Here is a 6,960-nt window from a genome sequence, read left to right as displayed (position 1 = left end):
GATCACCCCTTGCGCACACCGGCACACCGCCCAATCTAGCAGGCCGAGGTAAAAACCCGCGTGCCTTCGGGCGCCGGGGCGCCTAAACATGAGCCCAACGCTCGACAAGAGCCACCGCGACACAGGCAACGGAACAGAAGTCATGGAAACCCTCATCGGACAGGGCAAGGCGGGTACCGCGGGCAAGCCCGGCCCGAGCGCCGCCGATCTCGTCAAGGACAGTGGCCTCGCCACCTTCCGCCAGGACGTCATCGATGCCTCGATGCGGGTCCCGGTCATCGTCGATTTCTGGGCCACCTGGTGCGGCCCCTGCCGCCAGCTCGGCCCGGCGCTGGAAAAGGCCGTGGTCGCCGCCGGCGGCGCGGTGCGCATGGTCAAGATCGATGTCGACCAGAACCCCGAGATCGCGCAGCAGATGCGCATCCAGTCGATCCCCGCGGTCTATGCCTTCTTCCAGGGCCAGCCGGTCGACGGTTTCACCGGCGCCGTGCCCGACAGCCAGGTGAAGACCTTCGTCGAGCGCCTGGCCAAGATGGGCGGCGGCGCAGGCTCGCCGGTCGAGGAAGCGCTGGAGGCGGCGCGCCAGGCCCTGGCCGAGGGCCAGAGCGACGAGGCGGAAGGCATTTTCGCGCAGATCCTGCAGATGGAAGAGCAGAATGCCGCCGCCCTCGCCGGCCTCGCCAAGATCGCGGTCGCCCGCGGCGCCCTCGACGAGGCGGCGGAATTCCTCGCCGCCGTGCCCGAGGACAAGGAAGGCGATGCCGAAGTGGCCAGCGCCCGCGCCGCCCTCGCCCTCGCCGAGGAAGCGGGCAAGGTCGGCGACCTGGCCCCCCTCGAAGCGGCGGTCGCGGCCGATCCCGCCGATCATCAGGCGCGTTTCGATCTCGCCGTCGGACTTCATGCCGCCGGCGACAATGCCGCCGCCCTCGATCATCTGCTGGAGATCGTGAAGCGCGACCGCAAATGGAACGACGAGGCGGCGCGCAAGCAGCTGGTCAAGCTGTTCGAGGCCCTCGGCTTCGACGATCCGCTGGCGATCGACGGGCGGCGCCGCCTGTCCTCGATCCTCTTCGCGTAACGGGCGGGCGATGTCGGCCCGGGCCGGACTTGCCGGAATCGAGGAATTGCCGCCGATCCTGCCGATCTTCCCGCTGGCGGGGGTTCTTCTGCTGCCGCGCGGGCGCCTGCCGCTGAACATCTTCGAGCCGCGCTATCTCGCCATGGTGCGGGATGCGCTGGCGTCGGGGCGGACCATCGGCATGGTCCAGCCGCTGGACCCCGCCAGCCGCGAGCCGGAACCGGCGGTCTATCCGATCGGCTGTGCCGGCCGCATCACCGGCTTCACCGAGAATGATGACGGCCGCTTCCAGATCACCCTGACCGGGATCAGCCGCTTCCGCATCCGGGAAGAATTGTCGCGCGTCACCCCCTACCGCAAGGTGATCGCCGATTACGACGACTTCACCGACGATCTGGAGCCGCCGCCTCATGCCGGCGATGTGAATCGCAACCGCCTCGCGCCCGCGCTGCGTTCCTATCTCGAACTGCACGGCCTGTCGGCCGACTGGCAGGCGATCGAGAAGGCGCCGGCCGAAAGCCTGATCAACGCCCTCGCCATGATCTGCCCCTTCACCCCGCCCGAGAAGCAGGCCCTGCTGGAAGCCCGCGACATCGGCGACCGGGCGGACATGATGATCGCCCTGCTCGAGATGGCGGTGGCCGCCCGGCCCGGCGCCCCCGAAACCAAGCTGCAATAGGCAAACCCATGACCGATGCCCCGAACAAGCCCGCCAACGGCGGCACCGTCGACCCGAAGCTGCTGGAAATCCTGGTCTGCCCCGCCTCGCGCCAGCCCCTGCGCTATGACCGCGAGAAGGGCGAGCTGATTTCCGACGCCGCCCGCCTCGCCTATCCGATTCGCGACGGCATTCCGATCATGCTGATCGAGGAAGCGCGTTCGCTCGACGACGACGGCGCCTCGGCATGAGTCCCTGGCCGGTCGAGATCCGCCTGCGCCGCGCCGAACGGGCGCTGGAAATCGATTGGGACGATGGCCGCAAGGATGTCATTCCGGCCGAATTGCTGCGGGTCGAAAGCCCCTCGGCCGAGGTTCAGGGCCATGGCCCCGCGACCAGGAAACTGGTCGCCGGCAAGAAGAATGTCACCGTCACCGGGGCGGAGCCGATCGGCAATTACGCCGTCCGCCTGATCTTCGACGACGGCCACGACAGCGGCCTCTTCACCTGGGAAACGCTCCGCCGCTTCGGCGAGACCAAGGCCGAGATGTTCACCGCCTATCTCGAAGCCCTGCACGGCGCCGGCCTGTCGCGGTAGATCGCCGGTCCAGGTCGTCATCCCGGCGAAGGCCGGGATCTCGCGACGAGAAGACGCCCCTGCCTGCTCGAGATCCCGGCCTTCGCCGGGATGACGAGGGAAATGGCAGCCCCTCACGCCGGCCCGAGGGCCAGGCGCAATTGCCGGTCCGCTTCGCCGTCGCCATCGGTCAGGGTGGCGAGGCCGACGCCGAGGAGGCGGATGCCGCCCGCCGCCGGCAGGCTGTGCAGGAACAGCTCCACCGCGATCGCCAGCAGTTCGGCGCCGCCGCTCACCGGCTCGCGCAGGGTGCGGCTGCGCGTCACCTCGTTGAAGCGGGGATCGCGCACCTTGATGGTGACGGTGCGCCCGCTGTAGCCATGGCGCTCGCAATGGCGCCAGACCTTCCCGGCGAGATCGGACAGTGCCGCCTCGACCTCGGGCAGGCTGGTCAGGTCCTTGTCGTAGGTCGTCTCGGCGCTGATCGACTTGCGCTCGCGGTCGGCCTCCACCGCGCGATTGTCGATGCCGCGGGAAATCCAGTAGTAGTGTCGTCCGGCCTTGCCGAAATGGCGCTCGAGAAAATCGGGGTCGCGGGCGCGCAGATCCGCCCCGGTCTCGATGCCGAGGGCTTTCATGCGCGCTTCCGTCGCGGGGCCAATGCCGTGGAAACGACCGACCGGCAGGGTCTCGACGAAGCCGGGCCCCTGGGCCGGCGTGATGACGAAGAGCCCGTCGGGCTTGCGGTGATCGGACGCCAGCTTGGCCAGGAACTTGTTGTAGGAAACCCCGGCCGAGGCGGTCAGGCCGGTCTCGGCCCGGATCTCGGCGCGGATCATCTCCGCGATCCCGGTCGCCGAGGCGATGCCGGGAATATTCACCGTGACATCGAGATAGGCTTCGTCGAGGGATAGCGGCTCGATCAGCGGGGTATATCGTGCGAAGATCTCCCGGATCTGGGCCGACACCGCGCGGTAGACATCGAACCTGGGCCGCACGAAGACGAGATCCGGGCATTTGCGCAGCGCCGTGACCGAAGGCATGGCGGAGCGGACGCCGAAATGCCGCGCTTCGTAGCTGGCGGCGGCGACCACGCCCCGCGCCCGCGCCCCGCCGACGGCGACGGGAAGGCCGCGCAGGTCGGGATTGTCGCGCTGTTCGACCGAGGCATAGAAGGCATCCATGTCGACATGGATGATCTTGCGGATGCTGGGCGCCTGCTGTTCATCGCCGGTCATGAGGCGACTCCGATATCCCTGCCCGAGGTTCTAGCAAAGCCTTGACCTGGAACAAAGCACGAATGAGCCGCACCGTTTACCTGTCGGCGACATCTGAAACAGAACCGATCCCATGGAACGCAAGACCAAGATCAATCTCTGGTACATCCTTCTCGCCGTGTTCGGCATTTTCATGCTGCGCGACCTCTGGGTGCAGAGCCAGACGGTGGAGGCCATCCCCTACAGCCGTTTCGAGCAGTTGCTGGACGACGGCAAGCTGCGCGATCTCGTCATCGGCAAGGATTACATCAGGGGCGAATTCACCGCCCCCGAGGGCAAGAAAACCAATTTCGTGACGACGAGGGTCGAGCCCGAACTGGCCGAGAAGCTGCGCGCCAAGGGCATCGAATATTCCGGCGCGGCCGAGGACAACTGGCTGAGCAATCTCCTGTCCTGGGTACTGCCGGCCCTGATGTTCGGCTTCCTGTGGTTCTTCGTCATCCGCCGGATCGCCGAGAAACAGGGCATGGGCGGCATGATGGCGATCGGCAAGAGCAAGGCGAAAATCTATGTCGTCGCCGATACCAAGGTGACCTTCGCCGATGTCACCGGGGTCGACGAGGCCAAGGAAGAATTGCAGGAAGTGGTCGACTTCCTGAAATCGCCCGAGGAACACGGCCGCCTTGGCGCCCATGTCCCCAAGGGCGTCTTGCTGGTCGGCCCGCCGGGCACGGGCAAGACCCTGCTGGCCCGGGCCGTCGCCGGCGAGGCGGGCGTGCCCTTCTTCTCGATCTCCGGCTCCGAATTCGTCGAGATGTTCGTCGGCGTCGGCGCCGCCCGGGTGCGCGACCTCTTTGAACAGGCGAGGGCCAAGGCCCCGGCCATCATCTTCATCGACGAATTGGACGCCCTCGGCCGGGCGCGCGGCGCCGCCAGCCAGATCGGCGGCCACGACGAGCAGGAGCAGACGCTGAACCAGCTTCTCTCCGAACTCGATGGTTTCGATCCGACCTCGGGCCTCGTCCTGCTGGCGGCGACCAACCGGCCGGAAATCCTCGATCCCGCCCTGCTGCGGGCCGGCCGTTTCGACCGCCAGATCCTGGTCGACCGGCCGGACCGGGCGGGCCGGGTGCAGATCCTCGCCGTCCACCTGAAGAAGATCCGCCTCGCCGAGGGGGTCGATACCGAAACGATCGCCCAACTCACCCCCGGCTTCTCCGGCGCCGATCTGGCCAATCTGGTCAATGAGGCGGCGCTGCTGGCGACACGGCGGAAGGCCGCGTCCGTCAGTCTCGACGATTTCACCCGGGCGGTGGAGCGGATCGTCGCCGGCCTCGAGAAGAAGAACCGCCTGCTGAACCCGAAAGAGCGCGAGGTCGTCGCCCATCACGAGATGGGCCATGCCCTCGTCGCCCTCGCCCTGCCCGGCGTCGATGTCGTGCACAAGGTCTCGATCATTCCGCGCGGCATCGGTGCCCTCGGCTACACGATCCAGCGCCCGACCGAGGACCGCTACCTGATGACGAGGACGGAGCTCGAGAACAAGATCGCCGTCCTCCTCGGCGGGCGGGCGGCTGAGCGGCTGATCTTCGGCCATCTGTCCACCGGCGCGGCCGACGATCTCGCCAAGGCGACCGACATCGCGAGGTCGATGGTCACGCGCTATGGCATGGACGAGACCCTGGGCCAGGTCTCCTACGACAACGACCGGCCGAATTTCCTCGGCCAGGGCGGGCAGAGCCTGTTCGACCGGCGCTACAGCGAGGCGACGGCGGAAAAGATCGACAACGCCGTCAGGACGACGATCGACGCGACCTTCACCCGCACCCTTGCCATCCTCGCCGACAATCGCGACATATTGGAACATGGCGCCAGGATCCTGCTGGAGCGGGAGACCCTGGACGAGGCGGCGCTCGCCGCCCTGGCACGCGATCTTCGGCGCCCCCTCCCGCCTGTTCCCGAAGTTCATGAGGTCAGAGATTGAGTGACGATCCCTACAAGGTGCTGGGTGTCGCACGAGACGCCTCGCCCGACGCCATCCGCAAGGCCTATCGCAAGCTGGCGAAGGAACTGCACCCCGATCTTCACCCCGGCGACAAGGCGGCGGAAGAGCGTTTCAAGATCGTCTCCGCCGCCCACGGCCTGCTGAGCGACGCCGAGAAACGCGCGCGCTTCGATCGCGGCGAGATCGACGCCAGCGGCCAGGAAAAGCAGCCGGAACATCCCTCGTATCGCCATTACGCCGAAGGCGATCCGACCGGACGCTATACGTCCCACGGCGCCTATGGCGATTTCGAGGATGTCTCGGACATTTTCTCGGGCCTGTTCGGCCAGAAGGGCGCTGGCCGGCAGGGCTTCGCCGCCCGGGGCAGCGACCTGCGCTTCCATCTCGAGGTCGACTTCCTCGAAGCCGCGAATGGCGCGACGAAGCGCATCACGATGCCCGAGGGCGGCACCCTCGACCTCACCATTCCGGCTGGCGCGAAGGACGGCACGGTTCTTCGCCTGAAAGGCAAGGGCGCCCCCGGCCTCGGCGGTGGCCCGAGCGGCGACGCGCTGGTCGAGATCGCGGTGCGGCCCCATCCGCTGTTCCGGCGCGAGGGTGACGATATCCTGCTCGACCTGCCGATCGGCCTCGACGAGGCGGTGCTGGGCGCCAAGGTGGAAGTGCCGACCCTGACCGGCCGGGTGAAGATGACCGTGCCGAGAGGCGCCAGTTCAGGCGACGTGCTGCGCCTCAAGGGCAAGGGGATCAGGCCGGCGGGCGATCAGCGCGTGACGCTGAGGATCGTCCTGCCCGAAGCCCCCGATGCCGCCCTCGAAACCCTGATGCGCCAGTGGCAGTCGGAAGGAAAGCCGGACCCGCGGGCCAGACTGTGGAAGGTGATGCCGTGACCCGATATACCGAAACCGAAGTCGTCGCCACGGCCGCCGGCCTGACCCTGACCGAGCTGCGCACCTTCGTCGCCGAAGGCTGGGTCCTGCCCCGGGGTGATGACGCCGAACCCGCCTTCGACGATTTCGATCTCGCGCGTATCCGCCTCGTCTGCCAGCTCCGCCACGATCTCGACCTCGATGCCGGCGCCCTGCCGGTCGTGTTGTCGCTGCTCGACCAGATCCACGGGTTGCGGCGGCAGATGCGCCTTCTGGCGACCGCCCTGGCGGCGGAGCCGGAAGAGGTCCGCCGCCGGATCGAGACCACCATCAGGACGATGACGGACTGATCAGGGCGCGGCCGCCGCCACCGCCGAGGTGGCGCCGGTGTAGCGCTCGATGTTCTGGCGCATCAGGCGCAAGGCGCTGTCGTAATTCGCCTTGTCCTCGGGCCTGATATCCATCGGCACCACCCGGGTCGGCTTCACGCCGCTCTGCCGGGCCGGGAAGAAACGCCGGGCCTCGGTCGTGCCCGCCGCCGCCGTCTCGGCAGCAC

Annotated in this window: 9 protein-coding genes; 7 read left to right on the top strand and 2 right to left on the bottom strand. The window is 67.8% G+C overall.

Annotated features, from left to right (window positions below):
• Positions 1-142: 142 nt before the first annotated feature.
• Genes WAZ62_RS15010 through WAZ62_RS14995 form a run of 4 tightly spaced genes read left to right on the top strand, consistent with a single transcriptional unit; the run spans position 143 to position 2,334 of the window.
• Positions 143-1,078, top strand: a complete 936-nt coding sequence (locus WAZ62_RS15010; RefSeq protein ID WP_422644346.1) for a tetratricopeptide repeat protein — start codon at positions 143-145, stop codon at positions 1,076-1,078.
• Positions 1,079-1,088: 10 nt separating this feature from the next.
• Entirely contained in the window at positions 1,089-1,757 is a 669-nt protein-coding gene (locus tag WAZ62_RS15005) for an LON peptidase substrate-binding domain-containing protein (RefSeq protein ID WP_422644345.1), read from the top strand.
• Positions 1,758-1,765: 8 nt separating this feature from the next.
• Positions 1,766-1,987, top strand: coding sequence for a Trm112 family protein (locus WAZ62_RS15000; protein WP_422644344.1), 222 nt, complete (start codon positions 1,766-1,768; stop codon positions 1,985-1,987).
• Positions 1,984-2,334, top strand: a complete 351-nt coding sequence (locus tag WAZ62_RS14995) for a gamma-butyrobetaine hydroxylase-like domain-containing protein (protein WP_422644343.1) — start codon at positions 1,984-1,986, stop codon at positions 2,332-2,334. The genes WAZ62_RS15000 and WAZ62_RS14995 overlap by 4 nt, the downstream gene beginning before the upstream one ends.
• 113 nt (positions 2,335-2,447) lie before the next feature.
• Here the strand turns inward: WAZ62_RS14995 and dinB are convergent, their stop codons facing one another.
• Entirely contained in the window at positions 2,448-3,551 is a 1,104-nt protein-coding gene (dinB, locus tag WAZ62_RS14990) for a DNA polymerase IV (RefSeq protein WP_422644342.1), read from the bottom strand.
• A gap of 112 nt (positions 3,552-3,663) precedes the next feature.
• On the opposite strand from dinB, the gene ftsH reads away from it, so the two are divergent.
• From ftsH to WAZ62_RS14975, 3 genes are read left to right on the top strand one after another with little or no spacing between them, the layout of a single operon-like run.
• Complete coding sequence (gene ftsH / locus WAZ62_RS14985) at positions 3,664-5,514, top strand: ATP-dependent zinc metalloprotease FtsH (RefSeq protein WP_422644341.1); 1,851 nt, start codon at positions 3,664-3,666, stop codon at positions 5,512-5,514.
• The gene (locus tag WAZ62_RS14980; protein ID WP_422644340.1) at positions 5,511-6,425 is read left to right on the top strand and encodes a DnaJ C-terminal domain-containing protein; all 915 of its coding nucleotides are present in this window, start codon (positions 5,511-5,513) and stop codon (positions 6,423-6,425) included. The genes ftsH and WAZ62_RS14980 overlap by 4 nt, the downstream gene beginning before the upstream one ends.
• A complete protein-coding gene (locus WAZ62_RS14975; protein ID WP_422644339.1) occupies positions 6,422-6,754 on the top strand; it encodes a chaperone modulator CbpM in 333 nt (110 codons plus the stop codon). The genes WAZ62_RS14980 and WAZ62_RS14975 overlap by 4 nt, the downstream gene beginning before the upstream one ends.
• On the opposite strand, the gene WAZ62_RS14970 is transcribed toward WAZ62_RS14975, so the two are convergent.
• Positions 6,755-6,960 (bottom strand): hypothetical protein (locus tag WAZ62_RS14970; RefSeq protein WP_422644338.1); only part of this gene is annotated, 206 nt, incomplete at its 5' end.

Source organism: Zavarzinia sp. (assembly GCF_049306435.1).
Classification (GTDB): domain Bacteria; phylum Pseudomonadota; class Alphaproteobacteria; order Zavarziniales; family Zavarziniaceae; genus Zavarzinia.
This window is presented reverse-complemented; position numbering and strand designations above follow the sequence as displayed.

Coding starts and splice junctions, on each gene's coding strand:
- WAZ62_RS15010 (WP_422644346.1), top strand. CDS start 143: ATGGAAACCCTCATCGGACAGGGCAAGGCGGGTACCGCGGGCAAGCCC.
- WAZ62_RS15005 (WP_422644345.1), top strand. CDS start 1,089: ATGTCGGCCCGGGCCGGACTTGCCGGAATCGAGGAATTGCCGCCGATC.
- WAZ62_RS15000 (WP_422644344.1), top strand. CDS start 1,766: ATGACCGATGCCCCGAACAAGCCCGCCAACGGCGGCACCGTCGACCCG.
- WAZ62_RS14995 (WP_422644343.1), top strand. CDS start 1,984: ATGAGTCCCTGGCCGGTCGAGATCCGCCTGCGCCGCGCCGAACGGGCG.
- dinB (WP_422644342.1), bottom strand. CDS start 3,551: ATGACCGGCGATGAACAGCAGGCGCCCAGCATCCGCAAGATCATCCAT.
- ftsH (WP_422644341.1), top strand. CDS start 3,664: ATGGAACGCAAGACCAAGATCAATCTCTGGTACATCCTTCTCGCCGTG.